The sequence below is a fragment of the Candidatus Endomicrobiellum trichonymphae genome, from assembly GCF_002355835.1.
Taxonomy (GTDB): Bacteria; Elusimicrobiota; Endomicrobiia; order Endomicrobiales; family Endomicrobiaceae; genus Endomicrobiellum; species Endomicrobiellum trichonymphae.
The window spans coordinates 475,876-497,171 of record NZ_AP017459.1 but is presented as its reverse complement, the minus strand read 5'-3'; the positions used below and the strand labels follow the sequence as shown (position 1 = coordinate 497,171).

Below are 21,296 nucleotides of genomic sequence, written 5' to 3'. Positions count from 1 at the left end.
GAATAGGCACCGATATCCGAGTTTGCCTTTGCATAAAATTTAGATATAATTTAAGAGTAAAAGATGTTATAATCCATGCGACCGCTTTCCACAACATATTTGTTACGATATAGAAAACAGACGTCATAAGAGATGCAAAACATCGGCGATAACGTTGACAGTTAAAATAATCGTGATATAATAAGGATATTCAAATTTTTGGAGTTTGAAATATAAGCTTTTTACACTGTAGTTTGACAAGCTTGTAATTCCTATTTCAGCCGCAGAAATCCAAGCTTATAAAAGTAAAAAGCAATTAAAGTCGATAAAACAAACATTTAAATATTTTATCCTGTTTGGCAAACATTTTTATCTTATTTACGGCATCATAATCCGTATATCCGCAAAGATGTAGCAGCCCGTGTATTACCAGATACGCAAGCTCCTGCTGCCAGGTATTAGAGTATTCTTTCGCTTGTTCTTGCGAACGAGTTTTTGAAATATAAATGTCACCCATAAAAAACTCCGGAACTACCAAAAAAGATATGACATCAGTTATGCGTTTTATTTTCCTATACTTTGTATTCAGTTTCCTTATCTCTTTGTCATCTACCATTATAAAATTTACCTGATATCTTTTTATTTTCTCCGATTTTAAAACAGTTGCAGCGGCTATTTTAAGCAGCGGCACATGCTGTTTAGGGAAATTGACAAAATTTATAATATTATTATCTTTCTTCATTCTTTGTATTCAATTCTTATATGGTAAATGCCTATAATTGTAGAAATTATACTGTCTCTTATAGTTTCTAAATCTTTTAAAGTTATGGGACAGTTTGAAAATTGTCCGTCAATAAATTTGTTGTTTATTATTTTTTCGACGGTATCTTTTATTCTTGCGGCAGTCGGTTCTTCGATGCTGCGGCAGGCAGCTTCTGAAGAATCGGATATCATCACTATCGCGGCGATTTTTGTAGCTGGTTTCGGCCCCGGATATTTGAAATTCTCTATATCAATATCAGGGCTTTCTTCCAACGCTCTGTGATAAAAAGTATGTATCAACGTCGTTCCGTGATGCTGCCCGATAATGTTAATAATTTCGTTATCAACGTTATATTTTTTTGCCAAAGTAACGCCATCTTTGACATGCGAAACTAAAATCAAATTTGACATCGCCGGAGTCAACTCATCGTGCGGATTATAACCAGAAGTCTGATTTTCTATAAAATATTGTGGGTTTTTAAGTTTTCCTATGTCGTGGTAATAAGCGCCTACCCTTGCAAGCAGAGAATTGTCGTTTATAACATTAGCAGCCTGTTCTGCAATATCTGCCGTCATAACTGAATGGTGATATGTGCCTGGAGCTTCAAGCATAAGTCTTTTAAGCAAAGGGTTGTCAAAGTCTGAAAGCTCAATTAATTTCATGCTTGTAGTTCTGGAAAACAGTTTTTCAAACAGAGGCATAAAAACGAGAAGAATAATAACTGCAAATGCGCTGTTTAATAATCCGTAAAAAATATTACGCTCAAACTCTAAAATGTTGTAACTTCCAAAAAAATAAAACATTGATATTATTGCCGTATTTACAACCGCAATTTTAATACCCGTGCTTATAAAATCCGACCTTCTGCGTATATTATGCAAATCCGCCAAAGCAATAATGCTGCCACAAAGCATTAAAAAGAAAATATCAAACCTCATAAAGTTTAAAAAGCCCATGAACAAACTTAAAAACACCGCATGCATAGTTCCGAATCTAGGAGATAAAAGCATTGCTGACATAAGAGCAAATGCAGATACTGGAGATACAAAAGGCGAGATGTATTCTATCAAAATTTGAAATATTAACACTGCAATGATAAAAAGCAGACATATTAAAACAACAGTATCCCTATCTTTTAATATTATTTTTTCCCTATTTTTAACATAGATAATAAAGAAAACTGCACTTCCTGTTATAAAAATGGAAGTTGCAAGCATTGTTTTACAGTTTACTGCAAAACCCATAACAAACATACAATAAATTGCAATAATGGTAAAACCCGACGAGATGAAGACAGGTATTTTAATTTCTTTTGAAAATAAACTTTTGGGATTCCTTACAACTGGATTTTTAGGTCGCTTTGCTTCAAGTTTTCTTGCAGACTTAATAAGAATGTCTATTATCCAAAACCTTATTTTTTCAAGTGGATTATTCATAGTTTTTTTATTTTTTTGCAGTTTTCTTTTTTTTGCCGTTACTCCGAAAAGAGGAACAGCAAAGTTATTAAGCTTTAAAGAATCCGTAAAAACCGGATACTCCGGCAACAAAACTGTCTGAGAGTATAATGTTCTTTTCTTTATTCAGTTTTCAATCTGTTGCAGTCCAAGCTCTTTTAAGTGGTTATCGCTTACTGCAGCTGGGGCATTTGAAAGAGGATCAACCGCTTTTTGAGTTTTAGGAAAAGCTATAACCTCTCTTATTGAATCTTCCCCTGATATCAAAGCACAAAGCCTGTCAAAACCCAATGCCGCACCACCGTGCGGCGGAGCGCCGTAAGTTAAAGCTTTAAGCAAGAATCCAAACTTTTTTTCTGCGGATTCATCTGAAATATCTAAAATATTAAAAATCTTTTTCTGAATGCCGCTTTTATGTATTCTTATGGAACCGCCACCAAGCTCTATGCCGTTTAAAACAACATCATAGGCTTTTGCCTTTGCTCTGCCTGCATTTTCTTTTGTAAGAGAATCTGCGTCTTTGGGCAACGTAAAAGGATGGTGAAGCGCCTGCCATCTCTGTTCTTCTTTATCCCACTCCATAAGAGGAAAATCAACAACCCATAAAAAGTTAAATTTATTTTTATCAATAAGTCCGGATTCTCTGCCTACTTTAAGCCTCAGCGCCCCCAATCCCTGAGCAACTGTTTTTTCTTCATCTGCAAGAAAAACAATTAAATCACCGGACTTGGCATTAAGTTTAGATATAAAAACTCTTATTTCATATTCTTTGAAATACTTCACTATATTTGAGTCCGCGCCAGTATCTGTAATTTTCATCCATGCCAAACCTTTAGCTCCGTATTCGCCTACAAATTTTGTAAGTCCGGCGATTTCAGAGCGGGAAAAACTTGCACCTTTGGGAATACACAGTCCCCGTACAATTCCACCTTTTGAAATCACAGATGAAAATACGCTAAACCCGCTGTTTTTAAGCTCACGCGAAAAATCTTTTATTTCCACTTCAAATCTTGTATCGGGTTTGTCAGAACCAAATCTCAACATCGCTTCCGAGTAAGGCATTCTTTCAAACGGCATTTTTATATCGAGATTTAACGCCATTTTGAAAACTCTTGCAAGCATTCTCTCTATAACGACCATTACGTCTTCTTCATCTACAAATGACATCTCAACATCAACCTGTGTAAATTCAGGCTGTCTGTCCGCACGCAAATCTTCATCTCTGAAACATCTTACAATCTGATAATACTTATCAAAACCTGCGGACATTAAAATCTGCTTAAAAAGCTGCGGAGACTGCGGCAAGGCAAAAAAATTTCCGTGATGAAGTCTTGACGGTACTAAAAAGTCTCTTGCTCCTTCGGGAGTGGATTTCGTTAAAAAAGGCGTTTCAATTTCTAAAAACCCTTCTTCGTTTAAAAAATTCCTTATTTCTTTTGAAATTTTATGGCGCATTACAAAATTTTTCTGTAAATTAGGACGACGCAAATCTAAATATCTATATTTCAATCTCAATTCTTCTGAAGTATCGATATAATCTGAAATTTCAAAAGGAAGTCCCGGAGAAGTATTGAGAATTTTGAGTTCTACGGCTACAAGCTCGACATTTCCCGTAGACATATTCGTATTCAGCGTCCCGAAAGGTCTGTTTCTCACCCAACCCTTAACAGCAATTACGTATTCGCTGCGAAGTTTTTCCGCCGCTTCAAATATCTCTTTATTTTCAGGTTGAAAGACAATCTGCAAAATGCCTTCTCTATCTCTCAAATCAATGAAAATTACACCGCCGTGATCTCTTCGCGAATGAACCCATCCGCATACAGCAATTTCTTTTCCTATACTGCTTTCTCTTATATCACCGCAATAACCGCTTCTCTTCATAAAATCCTCTTTTTTCTGCGGGGAACCAACAAAAATACTCTATTCTTATTCTAACATAAGTATATTCAGACACTATCTTAAAATGTCTTCAAAGTGAATCTCTTATTTTGCCCGTTCTCAGCATTCTAACAGCTTCCTTAAAACTTACGATCTCTTTTGAAATAAACTCAGCTTCATCCGGATTTTGTTTTCCGCCTTTAATCTCGAAAGCTACAAAAATATAGATAATCTCGTTTGAAAAAGTAACTGTATTGTTTTACCAAAACAATATAAAATATATAGTATTTTTGCTATATATTTATTCTTTTTTGTCAGTTTTTCAATCATATTAACTTTATTATTTTACCATTTTTTAAACGCAAATAAAATAAAGAGAGGCTGAAAAGAATTTTTTTCAGCCTCTCTTTATTTTATTTATACCTAATATCTACAGCCCAAGCTTTTTCTTAAGTTCTGTCAGATGTTTTCTCAAATCCTGAGGTATTTTGTCGCCAAATTTAGCATAGAATTCCTCTATCATTGCCACTTCTCTTTTCCAATCTTGCTTATCAACTTTTAATAGTTTTTCCATAGTTTCTTTTTTAATATCCAAACCGCTCAAATCTATGGCGTTTTCTTCAGGAAATAAACCTATTTCAGATTCTTTAGCTCCAGTTTTTCCTTCAATTCTATATATCATCCATTTTATAATTCTTGAATTATCCCTAAATCCCGGCCACATAAATTTGCCATTTTCGTCTTTTCTAAACCAATTCACCATAAAAATTTTAGGCAACTTTTTTACTTTTTTACCGATATTAATCCAGTGCTGAAAATATTCTCCCATATTATATCCGCAGAAAGGAAGCATAGCCATCGGGTCACGTCTGACATTTCCCACCTGTCCACTTGAAGCCGCGGTTGTTTCAGACCCTATTATTGAAGCCGTAAATACACCACTGTTCCAGTCTTTTGCCTCATATACAAGCGGAATCGTATCTTTCCTACGTCCGCCAAAAATTATTCCAGAAATAGGAACACCTTTAGGATTATTATATTCAGGCGAAAGCGTAGGACAGTTATAAATCGAGACAGTAAATCTTGAATTCGGATGAGCTGCAGCTTTGTCTAAATTTTTGTCATATTTTTGTCCCTGCCAATTGGTCAAGTCCGATGGAATTTCATCAGAAGCTCCCTCCCACCATGGAGTATTGTCGCTGTTGTCAACAGCGGTATTTGTAAACAACGTAGGAAAAAATTTATCGTTTTTGAGAGTTTTTATCATAATGGGATTTGTCTTTAACCCTGTTCCCGGGGCAACTCCGAAAAATCCGGCTTCAGGATTAATCGCATAAAGCCGTCCGTCTTCTCCGACGTTAATCCATGCAATATCGTCTCCCAAAGTCCAGACTTTATATCCTTTAAGCACAGGTTCTAAAAGAGCGAGATTTGTTTTTCCGCATGCAGACGGGAAAGCCCCGAGAAAATATATTACTTTTCCGTCAGGAACTTCTACGCCTATGATAATCATGTGTTCAGCAAGCCAACCCTCCTGATAACCCAAATAAGAGCCAATCCTCAGAGAATAACATTTCTTACCGAGTAAAGCATTTCCGCCATATCCCGAACCAAAACTCATAACAAGATTTTCCTGTGGAAAATGCATAATAAATCTTCTGTCGGGATTTACATCGCCGATTGAATGAACCCCCCTGAAAAAATCAGAAGAACTGCCTATTCTTTCAACAGCCTGTTTTCCGACTCTGGCCATAATTCTCATACTTAAAGCAACATAAACAGAATCTGTCACCTGAATACAGTTTTTCGCATATTTTGATTTTGGGGGACCCATAACAAAAGGAATAACATACATAGTTCTTCCTTTCATCGCACCTTTAAAAAATCCCATCATTTTTTCTTTTGCTTCTACGGGATCCATCCAGTTATTGTTCGGTCCCGCCTCTGTTTTTGAAGGAGTGCAGACAAAAGTTAAATGTTCGGTACGTGCAACGTCATTAGTATTTGAACGGTGATAGTATGAATTCGGATATTCTTTTTCATTTAATTTTTCTAAAACAATTTTTCCATCCACTTTTGACTTCTGAGCAATGTTTGCCAGTTTCTCCGCTTCTTCCTGGGATCCGTCCATTATATAAACTTCATCGGGCTGAAAAAGCTTCTGCATTTCTTCAATAAATAATTCTATTGGCGTTGCCATTTCTTTTTAACACTCCTTTTACTGTTAACTTCATTTTAGCGTTTGTTTATAAATAACATAAAACTCTTGATTTTGTCACTACAGGGAAAATATAGTTTTTTCAACTTTTTATTCTACGTCAAAACTATGCCCAAACTATTTTCTCTTCTTTCTCGACCACAATTTTTTTCACCGGATATATTTCTTTCACTATTTCTTCAGGCTTAAACCACAGTTTAATTTCTCTCGCGGCTTCCGAAGGATCTGAAGAACAGTGTATGACATTTTCATACACACCTTTAGTTGTTATTCTTCCATACGATCCTCTGATTGAAACGTGATCTGCTTCCTCGGGATTTGTCGCTCCAGCAATTTTTCTCATCCTTGAAACAGCATCCTCGCCTTGATAGACAAATGCCAGTACTCTGTCCCAAGGTTCTCCGTATATTTTACCCCGAATATAATCTAGAAGTTCGTTGAAAAAAAGCTTATCTTTAAGATGACAATAATGCGCTTCTGCCAAATCTCTGCTTACCTTAACTGTTTTTGCTCCTATAATAATCATTCTGGACTCTGAAAGTTTAGTTAAAATATTTCCTGTCAAAGACTTCTTAATTCCATCTGGTTTAACTAAAATTAAGAGCTGTTCAATTTCCATTATTTTCTACCTTTGACGAATAAATTCTTTTTAAAATTTTCCAATACTTAGCCGCATAGGCAAATATACCAGAAAAAGCATATAAAGTAAACAATATAAAAATAATATTTTGCGGGAAGGTAGCTATAAGCCATACAAAAAACACCGTCAAAATCAAAAGTCTGAACACTTTAGGACTTGAAAATTCCATTTTTTTAAACGAAACATAAGGAATATTTGAAACCATAAGTAAAGACAAAAGCACCATTATGACAGGCATTGTTTTAAAAAATGCCGGCATGTTTTTCATCAAAATCGGTATTGTATTAAATGTCAAAGACTGACCCGGATCTACAATAAATAATTCGTAACTTAATACAAAAGATATTAACAGTCCCGCCGACGCTGGCGTCGGCAGTCCCATAAAAGAACTATGCACCTTTTTGGCATTTGCTTTAACATTAAACTTTGCAAGTCTTAAAGCGCTGCATAAAATAAACAATACAAAAATTGACTTGCCAATCTTTCCCATAGAAGTTAAAACAAGTTGATACATCATTACCGCCGGTGCAATTCCGAACGACGTTAAATCGCTTAAAGAATCCAGCTGAACGCCAAACTCGCTTGTCGTTTTTGTCAGCCTTGCAATTCTTCCGTCCATCATATCAAAAGCTATGGCAAATATAAGAAGCCACGACGATTTTGTAAAATTTCCGTTTATAGACGATATTATAGATAAACAGCCGCAGCTTATATTTCCGCATGTAAAAAGACTCGGTATTATATAAATGCCCTTTTTCAAGTTTTCGCTCATAACGGTTCCCTATTTATTTAAAGTTGCAAAAATTGTCACGCCCGACACAACCTTATCGCCCCGACTTACTTTAATATCAGTGTTCCTGGGAATATGCAAATCCACTTGAGAACTGAACTTTATCATGCCTATTTTATCGCCAGGCTTTAAAACATCGCCGGGCTTTACCCATGAAACGCATCTTCTTGCAAGTATACCAGCAATCTGTTTGACAAGATATTTACCGCTTTCATTTTCTATAGTTATAATGTTTTGTTCGTTAACTATGTGAGCCTGAGGTTCAATAGCTTTTAAAAACTTCCCGGACTTATATTCAACACTTTTAACTTTTCCCGGAACTGGCGAACGTTGCAAATGCACATCCAAAACCGATAAAAATACTCTTATAACTTTTTCTGTTTCATTTTCGCTCACTTCCAAAACCATTCCGTTGCACGGAGAAAGAATTAAATTATCTCCTCTTGTTATCTCTATTTCGGGATCTCTAAAAAAATATAGGCAGAACAACGAAACCAAAACGCACAAAGTTACCATCGCAATTAAAATTATGCCCCGACCCGCAATCAGAAATACCAAACCTAAAATAAGCGGAACTATAATGAACTGATACCCTTCTTTTACAATTCGCATACCAGCATCCCCTCTATACAGCCGATTTTTATACACCTCTAACATAAACTTTATAAAAAAGCACAATTTCATGCAAAAAAAATTATTAAAAATAAGGCACTTTTTAAATGCTAAAACCGCGACAGTCTGCCCTATTATTTCTTTTTCTCAAGTTTCCATGATAAATACGCACTTATAAAATCGTCAATATCTCCATCCATAACTAAATCCATCCGCAACGTTTTATATCCTGTTCTGTGATCTTTCACAAGCTGATACGGCATAAAAACATAAGAACGTATCTGGCTACTCCATTCTATAGCACCTTTTTCATTATAGTGCTTCTCATAAGAAGCCCTTTGCTTTTCCTGCTCAAGCTCATATAGTCTGGCTTTTAAAAGTTTCATTGCAGTCGTTCTGTTTTTTATCTGTGAACGGTCATTTTGAGATTGGACTGTTATTTCAGTTGCCAAATGAGTTACTCTCACTGCGGAATCGGTTTTATTTATATGCTGCCCTCCGGCTCCAGAAGCTCTATAAGTGTCAATTCTTATGTCTTTATCTTCAATAATTATATCAATACTATCTTCCACTTCTGGTATAACATCAACCGAGCTGAAAGATGTATGTCTTCTTTTGTTTGAATCAAACGGAGAAATTCTAACCAGTCTATGGACGCCTATTTCTGACTGTAAAAATCCGTAAGCATATTCACCCCTTATTATCATAGTTATATTTTTTATTCCGGCTTCGTCACCGTCCAGACTGTCAACAACTTCTGTTTTAAAACCCTTATCTTCAGCCCATCTTGAATACATCCTTAATAAAATCTGAGCCCAATCGCATGATTCCGTTCCCCCAGCACCGGCGTGTATAGAGATAATTGCATTGTTTTTGTCGTGTTCTCCACCGAGTTTTGTTCTGACTTCAAAAACCGAAAGTTCTTTTTCAAGTTTTTTACTACCATCTTCAACATCTTTTAAAAGTTTTTCATCGTTTTCGTCCGCCGCAAGCATGCTCAAATCGATTAAATCTTTAACCTCTCTGCTCATATCATACCATAACCGGCATACATTTTTTAAATCATCGAGTTCTGCCATAGTTTTTTTGGCTTTATTTTGATCATTCCAAAAATCCGGTTCCAATATTTCAAGCTCAAGGTTTTTGATTCGATTCAGTTTTGAATCAATATCAAAGAGCCCCCCTTAAAACATCTATTCTATCTTTCTGCTGTTTAAGCAATTTTAACTCCTTTTACGTCCGTGCTGGCACATAACACACAACTCTGTCTGTTTATGTAGCATTTCCGTCCTGCTCCTTTACTTGCCCAGAGCTGTATTCTCTTCTTTTTACTTCTTAGTATTTTATATTTTTTCTTTCTGCCTGCAAACGAGCAAAACTTTTCATCTTGCCATTTGTCTTACAATATACTTTGAAAACTTATTAAAGACAACGCTTCTGGCCTTTCTTTCACTCATTCCGTCATAAAATATTATTCCATTGTATAGATCACGTATACAATCCCTGTAAATATGCACTCTTTCTATGTTCGTATTCTTCCAAATTACGCTTTTATTTTTGTCACTAAGCAAAATATTCGCTTTAATAGAAAGTTTATATCTAAGACTCATCCTATTTTCATCATAAGTGAGCGGCTGCAAACTATATTTTTCAATTATAGCGATAAAAACGACGTCAGCCTCTTCTTCGGTATCTGCCAAAGAAAGGCGCCCGTCCATTATTATTTCTTTTTTAATAACATCTGTAAATTCTATTTCAATATCAAACTGTTTGGTACTATTAAAAGACTTTACATAAACTTTCTTAATATACTCCGGCAATATCTTAACGGCAGCAGGACTGCGTAAATAAGAACATGATATTAAATATGCTGAAAGCAAAATAAATAAAGCCAAAATCAGCATAAATTTTTTCATTAATTCTCCAAAGCATCAGCTATCTAACAAATATTGTGACGATCCTGCCTTTAACATATATAAATTTTGCTATCTGTCTACCTTTTAACTGCACCGCAATTTTTTTGTCTTTTTCTATAATCTTTTTAACTTCATCTTCGCTGTCTTCTGCAGAAACTATTATTTTGCCTCTCAACTTTCCGTTTATCTGCACGGGAAGTTCAACAGAAGACTGTTTTATCGTACTTTCGTCAAAAGAAGGCCACGGATAAACCGACACATACTCTTTATATCCTAACCTATCCCATATTTCCTCACAGAGATGAGGCGTAAACGGAGTCATTAAAAGTATAACAGTTTTATATACTTCTGCAGATATTCCGTCATCATTTGAATGATATTTATAAGTATATAAAGCATTTACAAGTTCCATAACAGAAGAAATCGCCGTATTAAATTGAAACTCTTTTTCAATGTCAACAGTAACTTTTTTAATTGTCCTATGCATTATTCTTAAAATATCATTTTTGTCTTTTTCAGTCGCCGAAAACTCGGTCTTAGTATGAACTATATCAAAAAGACGCCATATTCTATTTATAAATCTCCAGCATCCTTCAACGCCTTCCATTGACCAATCGAGTTGTTTCTGCGGCGGCGCGGCAAAAAGAGTAAAAAGCCTAGCCGTATCCGCGCCGTACTTTTCAATTATTTCATCGGGGCTTACAATATTCCCTTTTGATTTAGACATAACGCTACCGGCTAGAGTCACCATCCCTTGAGTTAAAAGATTCTCAAAGGGTTCGCCATGCTTTACAATCCCCAAATCTCTCATAACTTTATACCAGAACCTTGAATATATCAAATGCATGCACGCATGCTCTATCCCGCCTACGTATTGATTTACTGGCATCCAATAATTCACTTTCGCGCTGTCAAAAGCCGCATTGTCATTGCGATTATCGCAGTATCTTGCATAATACCATGAAGAATCCACAAAAGTGTCCATTGTATCAGTCTCTCTTTTAGCGTCCATACCGCATTTAGGACATTTTACATTCACAAAAGTCTTGCTTGATTTTAATGGCGACTCTCCCTCTCCGGTAAATTCAGCGTCTTCAGGAAGCATTACCGGCAAATCTTTTTCAGGCACGGGAACAGTACCGCATATTTTGCAATGAATCATAGGTATCGGAGTTCCCCAATATCTCCGCCTTGATATAAGCCAGTCTTTAAGTTTGAAATTTATTATTTTTTTCCCGAAATCCTGTTTTTCAACCCACTCTGAAATTATGTCAAAAGCTTCAGAAGATTTTATTCCGTTAAACTGTCTAGAATTTACAAGCACGCCTTTGTCTTCGTAAATATCTTTATCAACAGATTGATTCCCGTCACAAGAATTACTGCTTTTTATAACTTCTATAACAGGGATATTATATTTCTTTGCAAATTCCCAATCTCTTTGATCATGAGCCGGCACTGCCATAATTGCGCCGGTACCGTAACCCGCTAAAACATAATCCGCCGTAAAAATCGGAATTTCTTCTCCGATAGCAGGGTTTAATGCATTAATACCTTCAAGTCTTATTCCGGTTTTTTCTTTACATGAAGATCTTTCTATATTTGATTTTCCGCCGCTTTCAATCACATATTTTGCAATTTCATTATAATTTGTAATTTGAGATTTCATCTCGTCTATAATTTTATGCTCCGGCGCTACAACTATAAAAGTTGCTCCGAAAAGCGTGTCGGGTCTTGTTGTAAATATCTTTAATTTTTTGCCGGTTCCCGTCACTGCGAACTCAATTTCCATTCCAAAGGATTTGCCTATCCAGTCTTTCTGCATCGACAAAACCTGCTCAGGCCAGCCGCACAGCTGTTTATGTCCTTCTAAAAGCTCATCAGCATAATCTGTAATTTTTATAAACCACTGCTCTAAATCCCTTTGCTGCGTATGGCTATCGCATCTCCAGCACAATCCCTTTGAAACTTGTTCATTTGCAAGAACAGTATTGCATGACGGACACCAATTGACATTCGCACTTTTTCTAAAAATCAAACCTCTTTCCCACATTTTTATAAAAAACCATTGATTCCATCTATAGTATTCGGGAGTACATGTTGCAAATTCTCTGTTCCAGTCGTAAGAGATACCAAGAACTTTTAACTGCTCTCTCATATGGGCAATATTTTGTTTTGTCCATTTTGCGGGATGAATTTTATTTTTTATGGCCGCATTCTCCGCGGGAAGTCCAAAGGCATCCCAGCCCATGGGATGTAAAACATTTTTTCCTGTCATTTTGTGAAAACGCGCAAAAACATCTCCGATACTGTAATTCCTCACATGTCCCATGTGTAAATTACCCGAAGGGTAAGGAAGCATAACAAGACAATAATATTTTTCTTTTCCTTGCTGCTCTTTAGTTTCAAAAACTCTATCTCCTTTCCATTTTTTCTGCCATTTTTTCTCAATTTCAGAATGATTGTAGTCTGTCATTTTTCCTCAATTAAATGCTGTTTCTCTAAACTTTCCTATAACGCAACCACAATATCATACTCAGCTGTCTTTAATGAGACTTTAATATCGACTCAAACAAATATTTAAAACAAATGCTTAAAAAATTGTATTGAAGCTTCTCCTACAATTTCAATTGCAATCACTACTGCCTCAAGCTAAACTCCGGTTATATTTTTCAGCAATTCTCTTTTTAAAACATTTCTTGACGTTACAGATCAGTCGTCTATCAGATTCAGACAGTATTTTTAGAGACGTAGGTTCTCTAAAACCCGCAATAAAACTTTGAGAAAAGCGCCCTGCGGCAATAAAATACAAATTCAAAAGAAAATATGCTTTTTACTCAAAAAAATAAAATGTTCTAGATTTCCTCTGAGTCCCTTTAGACAGGAATCGGCTTCGGAAATTATTTTAAATCCCAGATCCAATGCGACTTTTTTAATTTTATTTATGGCTTTTTGTCTTAATTTTTTATCTCTTACAACGCCTTTTTTTATTTCCGACGCTTCAAGCTCAAACTGCGGCTTTATCATAGCTAAAACGAAACCATTTTTCGAAATACTTCTGTATGCTACAGGCAAAATTTTATCAAGAGATATAAAAGAAACATCTATCGTCGTAAAATCTATATTGTCTTTTAAAAAAGAGTTGTCAAAATACCTGAAATTAACATTTTCAATATTGACAACACGTTTGTCTTGTCTCAACTTATAATGTAGCTGACCTGCTCCGACATCTACCGCATAAACTTTAATTGCGCCTTTTTGAAGCATACAATCCGTAAAACCGCCTGTCGACGCCCCTATATCTAAACAAATATATCCTTCTAAATCAATAGCAAGAGTTTCCAAAACAGATTCCAGTTTTAATCCACCGCGCGAAACGTACGGATTTGCATTTCTCACTTCAATCGAATCTTCTTTTCCCACTAAAGTTCCAGGTCTATACTGAATCTGATTATTTACAAAAATGTTTCCGCTCATTATAAAAGCCTGCGCTTTTGTACGAGTTTCAGCAAACCCTTTTTCAAAAAGCAAAACATCAAGACGTTTTTTATTTTTCTTTTTTTTCATTAATATCCTAAACTGTTCCGTCTTGCCCTTAGTGCGTTAGCCATACCAAATGCTGACTGTCCTCCGCCCATCGGAAGGCTGCCCGCCAGGCCCCTATCGGACATTGTTCCTGTGTCGGTTACGTCGCCTGCAGGATTTTCCCCTGCGGAGGAACGACGTTAGGCTGTATCAGCGACTGTCTCATCGGAGGTCTCATTTGTCCTCCCATCGAGGGCTGTCCAATCGGCATCTGTCTGTTTGCGTTAGGTATTGTTTTCTGCATTTTCTTGTTGTCCGTGCAAATTTGCTACGTCCGTTGAGGACGTTAAGTCCTCGTCGCCCGTCGGGAAATTGTACTCAAAACTTGTTGAGCTGCTCGACGAACTCTATTCCTCGTTGTTTTTGTTGTTCACATTGTTTTCGTCTTTTGGCAGCTCGTACGTCCAATCAATCGTCCTCATTGTTATTTTTGTTTTTTTACGTTTGCTTGCGGTAAATTATGGTTATTAATTCCCGCCACGCGGTTAAGCCCCAGGCGCTATAAAAACTTGCGCAAAAATGTCCTCGAGGATAACATCGTTCTTTGCCAACATATATAATTTTATTTTTAATTTCAGGTTCTTCTTTTTTGTTTTCACGCGCAACCACAACCTTATGATTGCCCCGAATAATCTGGTACGGCGGATGTTTTCCGCAACCAGAAAATATCAAACTAAAAATTAAAATACAACATATAATACGCAATATCATACTCCAAAAATTGATTTCTAAATAGATTGGCCGGGAAAGGCATGGATATAGTCACAGCATTTGTAATGCCTTCTCCACTATGCTTTCCGGCGTAAAACCGTATTTTCCCCTTAAAAATCTCAAACTTCCGTGCTCTATAAACTTATCGGGCAAACCTATGCACTCAACGACAGCTCCACTGCTGCATAAAAAAGCTTTTACAGTTTCGCCAAACCCACCTGTCAAAGCGTTTTCTTCAACCGTAATAAACTTCCTTGTTTTTAAAAGCATTTCTTTTAAGGTATTAATATCAAGCGGTTTCAAAAATCTCATGTTTACAACGGAAGCATTTACATTTCTTTCTAAAAGCAAATCTGAGGCCTTTAAGCATGTCTCTACATGATTCCCGATTGCAAGAAAACAAATATCTCTTCCTTGTCTTAAAACCGTAGCTTTTCCTATCTGCAGTATGCAGCACGGCAATTTATACAATGCTGCACCTATACCGGTGCCTTTGGGGTATCTTATTACGCAGGGCGTATTTGAATTTAAAGCCGTTTTAAGCATATTCCGCAATTCGTTTTCATCAGACGGGGACATGATAACGAGGTTTGGAATATAATTTAAATAGGATAAATCAAAAGCGCCGTGATGAGTTCCGCCGTCTTCTCCAACAAGCCCCGCTCTGTCTACAGCAAAAACAACCGGAAGATTCTGTAAAGCTACGTCATGTATAATATTGTCAATCGCTCTCTGCATAAAAGTCGAGTATATTGCGCACACCGGATGCATACCGCCTGCCGCCATTGCAGCTGCAAAAGTTACAGCATGTCCTTCGGCAATACCGACATCAAAATATCTGTCAGGAAATTTTTCAGAAAATTTATCAAGACCGGTCCCTTCAGGCATGGCTGCTGTTACTGCGACTATTTTATCATCAGATTGAGCTAATTCTATAAGAGTATCAGAAAAAACCTTTGTATAAGTAATAGCTTCTCCTTTTGCAATTCTGCCACTTTTAATATCAAATTTTCCAACGCTGTGAAATTTTACGGGATCTTCTTCAGCCGGGGCATACCCTTTTCCTTTTTTTGTAATAACGTGCAACAGCACCGGGGTTTTTACATCTTTCAGGTTTTCAAGAATCACGATCAAATTATTTATGTTATGCCCCTGCACGGGACCTATATATGTAAAACCCATTTCTTCAAAAAACATGCCGGGGAAAAGCATAACTTTTACTCTTTTTATAAATTTTCCAACCGGCGACCCAAAACCGTGAAACCTGCTTACGGTCTTCATAACTTTTTCTTCAAATTTCCGCGCCATGCCCGCAGTTAAAAGTTTTGCAAGATATCCGGCAACAGCACCGACTTTCTGCGAAATAAACATTTCATTATCATTTAATATAACAAGCATATTCTTTTTTAAATGTCCCGCGTTTTGTAAACCTTCAAAAGCAAGTCCGCACGTCATAGAACCATCGCCTATAACAGCAACTATTTTATAATCTTCATTTTTTAAATCTCTCGCTGCGGCAAACCCTAATGCCGCTGAAATTGAAGTTGAAGAATGTCCTACGCTGAAAGCATCGTATTCCGATTCGGATCTTTTCGGAAAGCCGCTTAAGCCGCTATGCGTTCTTATAGTTTTGAATTTACTTTTTCTTCCGGTAAGAATTTTATGTGCATAAGACTGATGTCCAACATCCCAGATTATTTTATCATGAGGAGAATCAAATACGTAATGTATCGCAATGGACAGATCAACAACACCGAGGCTTGAGGCTAAATGTCCACCATTTTTTGAGACTGTATTTATTATTTCTTCTCTTATTTCTTTTGCAAGATCAATGAGATTTTCTTTTTTTAATTTTTTTAAATCCTGAGGATTGCTTATACTGTCTAATACTTTCAACTATTACTCCAATTTGTTATCCTAAAACAAACTTTGTTTAGAATCTTGGAACTTTGTCAGCAACAGCGTTCTTATTGCTTATACTTATTGAAATCTTTTGTGTCTGAAATTATTTGATTAAGTTCGCCCATCATACCAAAATATCTACAAAAGTATGTTAAAAGTTAATATAACTCCTGCTCCGATAAAACCCCCGACAATGGCGTTCACAAAATGATTAAAAAAACATCCAAAAATGACAAAAATCGACTGCATCCTCAACACTACAACTTATTAATCCCCTGCCGGAAAATTTTATTTTTATTCTTTCTTCTCTATTAATATTTAAGCCCTAACGGGCTAAATGACACTAAAATAAAAACCTTTTTTATCTGAGTTTTTTAAACAGTTAAACAACCTTACTGACAAAAACCTTTTTATAAGTTCGTCCGCAACAACGATAATCTAATATGTTCTGTCCGCTATATAATCCACAAGGTAAACAAATATTTCTGATTTATTCCCAAATACCGACACTGCCTTTTTTGCTTTCTTGATATGTTCGTATGCTTTCTTTTCTGCTTCCCGCTTTCCACATAAGGAAAGGACCGTAAGTTTACCGTTTTCTGCATCACTGCCTTCTTTACCCAGCAGTTTTTTATCAGCATATACATCTAAAATATCATCAACTATCTGAAAAGCTATACCCGCATTTTTACCATAAACTTCAAGGGCTTTTAAACCTTCTTTATCTGCACCGGCTAAAACCGCACCTATTTTCAAACTTGCGATCATTAAAGCCGCAGTTTTTTGGATTTGTATAAATTTTATTTTTTTCCCCAGCAGAATTTTATTTTTTTTGCTCCACTTTCCGGTTTCAAGAATATCTTCAGTCTGTCCTGCAATCATCCCTTTATAACCGCCGTAATACGCAAGAATTCTTACAGCCTCATTTATATTTTTTTCGCTGCTTTTTGATTTTGTTATAAGACTAAAAGATTCCGTAAGAAGCGCATCACCGCACAAAATAGCTGCAGCTTCGCCAAATTTCTTATGATTTGCGGATATTCCTCTGCGCAAATCATCATTATCCATCGCAGGCAAATCGTCATGTATCAAAGAATAAGTATGCAGATATTCAATGGCACAGGCAGCTGGAATTACGTTCTCCGCTTTTACGCCAAAAAGTTCAGCCGCCAAAATAACCAATACGGGACGAAGTCTTTTGCCGCCGGCCAAAACGCTATAACGCATACCTTGAGAAACAACGGAATTATCCTTAGGCAGAAACTTTTTTAACACTAAATTTATATATTCCACTTTCTGTAAAATATATTTTTTAAAATCAATGTTTTTCATTATTAAAATTTTTACTCTTTAAAAAACTCTGTTTTCCCCGAAGAAATTATAACTTCAATTTTCTTCTTTGTCTCATTCAATTTTGCCAAACAAGATTTTATAAGTTCAGCGCCCTCTGCAAACAAAGCCAGCGCTTTATCCAAATCAGGATCGGCATTTTCTATTTCAGAAACTATTTCTTCAAGTTTTTTAAGCGATTTCTCAAAATTTAACTGTTTTTTATTCATAGCTTTTCACCTGTGCATTCAAACTACATGACGCAAACTTTATACTAATATCATCGCCGACATTAACGTTTTTTGAATCTTTAATAATTTCATTATTGCTGTCAAAGCAAATGGAAAAACCTCTTTTCAAAACAGACAGCGGAGACACAATATCCAATCTGCGCGAAACGTTTTCTAAATTTTCAGATTTTGATTCAAACAATCTGCCGATACTTTTTAAAAGACGGCTACCCAGTTCGTCCAAATAAGATATCTTATATTCATATATCAGACGCGGTTTTGTCAATGCTCTTGACGATATCAGTCTGTCAAGTTCTGCGCTACGATCGCCCAATATAAAATTTATTGCCCTGCTAAGAGATTCTCCTAAAAGTTCTATGCGGGTTTTAATATAATTTCTACTTCTTAAAACCATTTCGGCCGCTGCAGACGGTGTCGGAGCCCTCATATCTGCAACGAAGTCTGCTATAGTAAAATCAACTTCATGTCCTACACACGACACTATCGGTATTTCTGAAGCAAAAATTGCTCTTGCCACAGACTCCGTATTGAAAGCCCACAAATCTTCCACCGCACCACCGCCTCTGCCTACAAGTAAAACATCCAAATCTTTATGACGGGAATTTAAATATTCTATCGCCTGCGGAATTTCTTTTTCTGCTTCCTTTCCCTGAACTCTCACAGGATATATTAAAATTTCAATGTTTGCATTTAAGCTATCTATTACTTTTAAAATATCGCACAGCGCGGCACCATCTTGCGAAGTAACAATTCCTATTCTACTTACAATATCCGGTATCGGTTTTTTTGCGCTTTCATCAAAAAATCCTTCCGCTTTCAATTTTTCCTTTAATTTCTCATACGCTTCGTACAGCTCACCTCTACCATACCGTTCTATACGGCTTACAATTACCTGATAATCGCCACGTTTAGGATAAGAACTCACTCTGCCGTAAACCAAAACTTTCATCCCGTCTTCAGGTGAAAAACTTAAACTTATACCTGTGTTTCGAAATACCACCGCTCTTATCTGCGCATTTTTATCTCTGATATTGAAATATATGTGCCCGAAATTATAGAGTTTAAAATTTGAAATTTCTCCCCGTATCCATACTGTGGGATAAGAATCTTCAAGAATAAGTTTTATCTCGTCACTTATCTGCGTAACAGTATATATAAGCCGGCCATCGCCGCTGTTGCCGCCGCAATTAAACTCTAAATCCTCAGACATTTATGTATCCTTAAAAATGAAAAATAGAATAAAAATTAAGAAGACCTGCAGTTTTCTTATAACTTTTTTCAAACACCAAATTGTTTGCAGTGTCAAACTTTCCAAACAGATAAGACACTGCAAGAGCATTTTGTGCAATAGTCACTCATCGTTTGTTTTCATTTCCCTAATTTAGAGATTTGTTTCAGCTTAAACTTTTACGGGAACACAGTCTGAGTCTGCCAAGTATCTGAACTCTCGGTACAAACTTATAAAGATTGTTATTATCAAATACTGCAAACCCCATTTTTTCATCACAAAAATCTAAGCGAGCAATTGCTATCTCTGTTTTTACTCTCCGACTTTCCCTACATTCCGCTTGGAATACTTCAACCGTCTAAGATATCACTTTTCTTCTCCGCACATCTTGAAAAATTCAAGATCCTTCTACGCTAAAACCGACATCTGCCGCGCAGGCATATAAACTCTGCCGTTATAACTCAAAAGGCACAAAACAAAAAATTCATTTTGCTATTTCCTGCACCCTTGTTTCTCGAACAACAGTAATCTTAATCTGTCCAGGATATTCCAGTTCTTGTTCAATTTTCTTAGCTATATCGTGCGCTAAAATTTGTGTTTGATTATCGTTAATTTTTTCGGGTTCTACAAGTATTCTTACTTCTCTTCCGGCCTGCATTGCATAAGCTATTGAAACACCGCGAAATTCTTTTACGACTTTTTCAAGTTTCTCAAGACGTTTAAGATATCGCTCCACTGACTCTTTTCTTGCGCCGGGTCTCGCTGCTGAAATCGCGTCTGCCGTTGCTATAACAAAAGCTTCGGGACTTGACGGAACTTCAAAACCTTCATGGTGCGATAAAATTGCATTTATCATTTTATGAGATTCGCCGTATTTTTTAGCTATATTGGCGGAAATTTGATGATGAGTTCCCTCAACTTCATGATCAACGGCTTTGCCTATATCATGCAGCAACGCTGCTTTTTTACAAAACATCACGTCAAGCCCCAGCTCACCCGCTATGGCGCCTGCAAGCCATGTAACTTCCAATGTATGCTGAAGCTGACTTTGTCCATAAGAAGTCCTGTATTTTAATTTTCCGAGCAATTTAATAATTTCAAGATTGGAACAAGGAACTCCCGCCTCGATTACAGCTTGTTCTCCGGTTTCTTTAAGGTGCTGTTCCATATCTTTCTTTACTTTTTTGACAACTTCCTCAATTCTTGCAGGATGAATTCTGCCGTCGGCAATCAGTCTTTCCAAAGCAATCTTTGCTATTTGTCTTCTTATGCCATCAAAAGCCGAAATAGTTATCGACTCTGGTGTATCATCAACTATCAAATCAACGCCTGTCGCATGTTCAAATGCTTTGATATTTCTACCCTCTCTTCCTATAATTCTACCCTTTATTTCGTCATTTGAAATTTGAATCGTAGAAGTAGTTATATCCGCCGTATGGTCTGCGGCTACGCGCTGTATTGCAATAGAAAGAATCTCTTTTGATTTTTTATCAGCGTTTTCGCGCATTTCCTGTTCAAGTTTCTGCAATAAAACTGCGGCGCATTGTTTTGCATCCTCTTCCATTCCACTTATAAGAATTTTCTTTGCCTCTTCTCTTGTCATCCCTGAAATTCTTTCAAGAAATTTTTTCTGTTCTTCTTTTACCTTATCGACTTCTGAAAATTTTACAGAAAGTAGATGTTCTTTTGAGGAAAAATCTTTTTCTCTCTCGCTTAAATTCTTTTCCTTTTTGTCGACCGCGTCCATCTTGCGATCTAAACTTTCCTCACGCTGATTAAGCTTGTTTTCCATATTCTGGATAAACTGCCTTCTCTCTTTTATCTTATGTTCAAACTCTTTTCTCTCTCTGTCAACAATCAATCTCGCATCTAAAATAATTTCTTTTGCCTTTGTTTCCGCTATAAGTTTCATTTCTTCTATAACTCTTTTCGAAGTCTGTTCTGCCGATCTAATATTTAATTTTGCATAAATAAGACGTAAAATATATCCTACAATAGAAGCTACAAAAGCGGTTATAACAATCACTGTAATGTTTCCCATTT

At 36.4% G+C, this 21,296-nt stretch carries 17 protein-coding genes; all 17 read right to left on the bottom strand.

What is annotated here, in order from left to right; translation table 11 throughout:
- Window positions 1–295: 295 nt before the first annotated feature.
- On the bottom strand, window positions 296–721 hold the full coding sequence (ybeY, locus tag RSTT_RS02450) for an rRNA maturation RNase YbeY (RefSeq protein WP_096525548.1): 426 nt from the start codon (window positions 719–721) through the stop codon (window positions 296–298).
- Window positions 718–2,286: an HD family phosphohydrolase gene (locus tag RSTT_RS02445; protein WP_096525547.1), complete on the bottom strand. Its 1,569-nt coding sequence runs from the start codon at window positions 2,284–2,286 to the stop codon at window positions 718–720. The genes ybeY and RSTT_RS02445 overlap by 4 nt, the downstream gene beginning before the upstream one ends.
- 36 nt (window positions 2,287–2,322) lie before the next feature.
- On the bottom strand, window positions 2,323–4,077 hold the full coding sequence (gene aspS, locus RSTT_RS02440) for an aspartate--tRNA ligase (RefSeq protein ID WP_096525546.1): 1,755 nt from the start codon (window positions 4,075–4,077) through the stop codon (window positions 2,323–2,325).
- Between the two features lie 427 nt (window positions 4,078–4,504).
- Window positions 4,505–6,274 carry a phosphoenolpyruvate carboxykinase (GTP) gene (locus tag RSTT_RS02435; protein ID WP_096525545.1) on the bottom strand — a complete coding sequence of 590 codons (1,770 nt, stop codon included), beginning with the start codon at window positions 6,272–6,274 and terminating at the stop codon, window positions 4,505–4,507.
- 124 nt (window positions 6,275–6,398) lie between these two features.
- Window positions 6,399–6,911 carry a nucleoside-diphosphate kinase gene (locus RSTT_RS02430; RefSeq protein WP_096525544.1) on the bottom strand — a complete coding sequence of 171 codons (513 nt, stop codon included), beginning with the start codon at window positions 6,909–6,911 and terminating at the stop codon, window positions 6,399–6,401.
- Window positions 6,901–7,704, bottom strand: coding sequence for a CDP-diacylglycerol--serine O-phosphatidyltransferase (gene pssA / locus RSTT_RS02425; RefSeq protein ID WP_096525543.1), 804 nt, complete (start codon window positions 7,702–7,704; stop codon window positions 6,901–6,903). The genes RSTT_RS02430 and pssA overlap by 11 nt, the downstream gene beginning before the upstream one ends.
- A gap of 9 nt (window positions 7,705–7,713) precedes the next feature.
- A complete protein-coding gene (locus RSTT_RS02420; protein ID WP_015423341.1) occupies window positions 7,714–8,334 on the bottom strand; it encodes a phosphatidylserine decarboxylase in 621 nt (206 codons plus the stop codon).
- Window positions 8,335–8,468: 134 nt separating this feature from the next.
- Window positions 8,469–9,503, bottom strand: a complete 1,035-nt coding sequence (gene prfB / locus RSTT_RS02415) for a peptide chain release factor 2 (RefSeq protein ID WP_197702039.1) — start codon at window positions 9,501–9,503, stop codon at window positions 8,469–8,471.
- 213 nt (window positions 9,504–9,716) lie between these two features.
- Window positions 9,717–10,250 (bottom strand): LPS assembly lipoprotein LptE, encoded by a 534-nt coding sequence (gene lptE / locus RSTT_RS02410; RefSeq protein ID WP_096525540.1) that lies wholly within the window; start codon window positions 10,248–10,250, stop codon window positions 9,717–9,719.
- A gap of 19 nt (window positions 10,251–10,269) precedes the next feature.
- Window positions 10,270–12,723 carry a leucine--tRNA ligase gene (gene leuS / locus RSTT_RS02405; protein ID WP_096525539.1) on the bottom strand — a complete coding sequence of 818 codons (2,454 nt, stop codon included), beginning with the start codon at window positions 12,721–12,723 and terminating at the stop codon, window positions 10,270–10,272.
- 338 nt (window positions 12,724–13,061) lie between these two features.
- Entirely contained in the window at window positions 13,062–13,814 is a 753-nt protein-coding gene (locus RSTT_RS02400) for a TlyA family RNA methyltransferase (protein ID WP_096525538.1), read from the bottom strand.
- A gap of 118 nt (window positions 13,815–13,932) precedes the next feature.
- The gene (locus RSTT_RS06125) at window positions 13,933–14,076 is read right to left on the bottom strand and encodes a hypothetical protein (protein WP_172412827.1); all 144 of its coding nucleotides are present in this window, start codon (window positions 14,074–14,076) and stop codon (window positions 13,933–13,935) included.
- Between the two features lie 518 nt (window positions 14,077–14,594).
- The gene (dxs, locus tag RSTT_RS02390; RefSeq protein WP_096525536.1) at window positions 14,595–16,439 is read right to left on the bottom strand and encodes a 1-deoxy-D-xylulose-5-phosphate synthase; all 1,845 of its coding nucleotides are present in this window, start codon (window positions 16,437–16,439) and stop codon (window positions 14,595–14,597) included.
- 444 nt (window positions 16,440–16,883) lie between these two features.
- A complete protein-coding gene (locus RSTT_RS02385; RefSeq protein ID WP_096525535.1) occupies window positions 16,884–17,777 on the bottom strand; it encodes a polyprenyl synthetase family protein in 894 nt (297 codons plus the stop codon).
- An 11-nt stretch (window positions 17,778–17,788) separates the two neighbouring features.
- Window positions 17,789–18,004, bottom strand: coding sequence for an exodeoxyribonuclease VII small subunit (gene xseB, locus RSTT_RS02380; RefSeq protein ID WP_015423334.1), 216 nt, complete (start codon window positions 18,002–18,004; stop codon window positions 17,789–17,791).
- Window positions 17,997–19,235: an exodeoxyribonuclease VII large subunit gene (xseA, locus tag RSTT_RS02375; RefSeq protein WP_096525534.1), complete on the bottom strand. Its 1,239-nt coding sequence runs from the start codon at window positions 19,233–19,235 to the stop codon at window positions 17,997–17,999. The genes xseB and xseA overlap by 8 nt, the downstream gene beginning before the upstream one ends.
- Before the next feature lie 502 nt (window positions 19,236–19,737).
- Window positions 19,738–21,294: a ribonuclease Y gene (gene rny, locus RSTT_RS02370; protein ID WP_096525533.1), complete on the bottom strand. Its 1,557-nt coding sequence runs from the start codon at window positions 21,292–21,294 to the stop codon at window positions 19,738–19,740.
- Between the last annotated feature and the right edge of the window lie 2 nt (window positions 21,295–21,296).